A 3157-nucleotide genomic window follows, 5' to 3' on the forward strand; every position below is an offset into this window, starting at 1 on the left:
CCCCCCGCCGTCGGCGCGGTCTGCGCCCGCGCGTCCGTCGCGTATCCGGCGATGCCCGCGGCGCAGAGGCCGAGAGCGGCCAGGAGCCTGCCCGATCCCATCATGGTCCATCCCCCCAGGAGAGTGCGTTGTTCATGTTCCCGGTCTCGCGCCGGGTTTCGTGACGGTTGCGGTGTTTTCGCGTGGCGGCTTCAGTCGATAGGGACTGGAAAATCCAGAAGCCTCTAGCTGAAGATCTGTTGTTCGCCTGTTTCCGCCGGGCCTTGGGCGGTCCGCTTCTTCAGGGCCCCTACCAGAACGGCCGTGATCGCGCTGCCGGCGGCGAGAGCGATCACCGCGCCCGGAAGGTTCGTCACCGCGTTCGGGATCGGCAGCACGAACAGGCCGCCGTGGGGCACCTTCAGCGTCACGCCGAGGCTGAGCGCCAGCGCACCGGCCGCGGCGGAGCCCGCCACCATCGCGGGGATCACCCGCAGCGGGTCGGCCGCCGCGAAGGGGATCGCGCCCTCCGTGATGAACGCGGCGCCGAGCACCGCCGCGGCGCCGCCTGCCTCGCGCTCCGGCGCGGTGAAGCGGGCCGGGAACAGGCGGGTGGCGAGGGCGAGCCCGAGGGGCGGGGTCATGCCGCCGAGCATCACCGCGGCCATCGGAGCATCGACGCCCGAGGAGAGCAGCGCCGCGGCCGAGGCGTAGGCCGCCTTGTTGATCGGCCCACCCATGTCGACCGCCATCATGCCGCCGAGGATCAGCCCGAGCACCAGCGCGCTCGCCCCCTGCATGCCCTTGAGCCAGCCGGTCAGCGCCGCGAGGACCGCCGCCACCGGCACGCCCACCACGTAGATCATCAGCAGGCCGGTGATGGCGGTGGCCAGCAGCGGCAGGATCAGGACGGGCTTCAGCCCGTCCAGATTCCTGGGCAGGCGGATGTGCCGGTTGAGAAAGGCCACCGTGTAGCCCGCGATGAAGCCCGCCGCGATGCCGCCGAGGAAGCCGGCCTGGAGGTTGGCCGCCAGCATCCCGCCGACCATGCCGGGCGCGATGCCGGGCCGGTCGGCGATGGAGTAGGCGATGTAGCCCGCGAGCGCCGGCACGATCAGCGCGAAGGCCGCCTTGGCGCCGATCTCGCCCAGCGCGTAGCCCAGCGTCCCGGCATGGCCCGGCGCCATCGCGTCGATGCCGCCGACTGCGAAGGCCAGCGCGATGAGCAGGCCGCCCGCCACCACGAAGGGCAGCATGAAGGAGACCCCGGTCATCAGGTGCTTGTAGGCGCCGGCCTTGGCCTGCGCCGCCTCGGGCCGCGCCGGATCCCCGGTCGCCGCGGCGCCGTCCGCCGGCTGCATCCGTGCCTCGGCGAGCGCGGTCGCGATCAGGCCCCGGCCGTCGCGGATCGCCGCCTTGGTCCCGGCCGCGTAGACCCGCTTGCCGGCGAAGCGCGCCCGGTCGACGCCCTTGTCGGCGGCGATGAGCACGATGTCGGCCGCCGCGATCTCCGCGGCGGTCAGCGCGTCGCGGGCGCCGACCGAGCCCTGCGTCTCCACCCGCACCGCGTGGCCGAGCGCCTTGCCGGCCGCCTGGATGCCCTCGGCGGCCATGAAGGTGTGGGCGATGCCGGTCGGGCAGGAGGTCACCGCGACGATTCTTGCGGGGCCGGACGATGCGGCCGCGGGCGCGCCCGCCAGCGCCCGCTCGAGCACGGCGCCCGCATCGGTCAGCACCTCCTCGATCGCGGCCCGCGCCTTGGCGAGCGGGCCGAACCGGCCCTCGCCGAGATCGCCGGAGCCGACGAGGAGCACCGCCCGCGCCTCGCCGATCGCGGTCTCCGGCAGGGGATTGCCGCCGCCCGTGCCGCGCAGCTCCAGCGCGATCGGCTGGTTGCGGCGCCCCGCGGCCTTGCGCAGGGCCTCGAGGGCGAGGACGGCGTGGGTGGGGAGGTCCGCGCCTCCGACCACCGCCAGCAAGGGGGCCATGGTTTCCTCCTGGGTTGGTTGTGTTGGTCTGTTCGTCAGGACATCCGGTCAGTGGCGGAAAGCGCGCTCCCTCCCCCGCAGAGGGGGAGGGGGGCGCATCGCATCAGCCAATCGCCTCCACCCGAACCGTCGCGGCGATGGCCTCGACCTCCGGGCGCGGGGGCAGGCCGGCGCCCTCGCGGGCGAGCTTGGCGGCCGCGAAGGCCAGAGCCCGGCGGGCTGTATCGGGGAGCGCTAGCCCTTCATGCAGGCTGGCGACGAGGCCGGCCACCAGGGCGTCGCCCGCCCCGACCGTGCTCGCCACCGCGGTCGCGGGCGGTCGGGCGTGGACCGCGCCGGCCTCGCCGAGGAACAGCGCGCCCTCGGCTCCGAGCGAGACCGCGACCAGCGCGATGCCGCGGTCGCGCAGGGACCGGGCGGCGTCGAGCACGTCTCCGAGCGCGGGCAGCGGCCGGCCGGCCCATTCCTCCAGCTCGTGCCGGTTCGGCTTCACGGCGTAGGGCAGCGCATCCCTCGGCCCGGCGAGCGCGGCGGCGAGCGGGCCGCCGGAGGCGTCGAGCACCACCCGGGCGCCGCGGGCGTTCAGCCGCGCCGTGAGATCGCGATAGGTCTCGGGCGGCAGGGTTCCCGGCAGGCTGCCGGCCAGCACCGCGAGGCTCCCCGCATCCGCGAGGTCGATGAGCGCCGCGCGGGCGGCGTCGAGCGTGTCCGGCGAGACGGCGAGGCCCGGCAGGTTGATGTCGGTGGTGTCGCCGGTCTTCCGGTCGAGAAGCTTGAGGTTGGTCCGGGTCTCGCCCGGGATCCGGAGGAAGCGGTCGTCGATGCCCCGCTCGGCCATCAGCTGCGCGAAGGGCGCGGCGTTGTCCGAGCCGAGCACGCCGCTCGCCGCGACCGGCAGGCCCCAATCGGCGAGGCAGAGGGCGACGTTGACGCCCTTGCCGCCCGCGTGGGACCGCACCGCGCGGGCCCGGTGCACGCTGCCCGGCACCAGCGCGTCGAGCCGCACGGTCTGGTCGATCGCCGGGTTGAGGGTGAGGGTGAGGATCGGGCTCACGCGGGGCCTCCCGCATCGTCGAGGGCGCGGACGGCGGCGGCGTCCTCCTGCTCGCAGGCCCGGCGGGCGAGCGCGCGCAGCGCGCCCATGTCGGCCGCCCGCAGCCGCGCCTTGACGCCCGCGAGGTCGCGCGGGG

At 75.2% G+C, this 3157-nt stretch carries 2 protein-coding genes; both read right to left on the reverse strand.

The annotated features are described in order from the left end of the window. Nucleotides 1–224: 224 nt before the first annotated feature. On the reverse strand, nucleotides 225–1967 hold the full coding sequence (locus tag AX737_RS21160; protein WP_066924669.1) for a fructose-specific PTS transporter subunit EIIC: 1743 nt from the start codon (nucleotides 1965–1967) through the stop codon (nucleotides 225–227). Nucleotides 1968–2070: 103 nt separating this feature from the next. After that, nucleotides 2071–3021 carry a 1-phosphofructokinase gene (gene pfkB, locus AX737_RS21165; protein WP_066924671.1) on the reverse strand — a complete coding sequence of 317 codons (951 nt, stop codon included), beginning with the start codon at nucleotides 3019–3021 and terminating at the stop codon, nucleotides 2071–2073. Nucleotides 3022–3157 lie beyond the last annotated feature (136 nt).

This window comes from Methylobacterium sp. CCH5-D2, from assembly GCF_001556475.1.
Classification (GTDB): domain Bacteria; phylum Pseudomonadota; class Alphaproteobacteria; order Rhizobiales; family Beijerinckiaceae; genus Methylobacterium; species Methylobacterium hispanicum.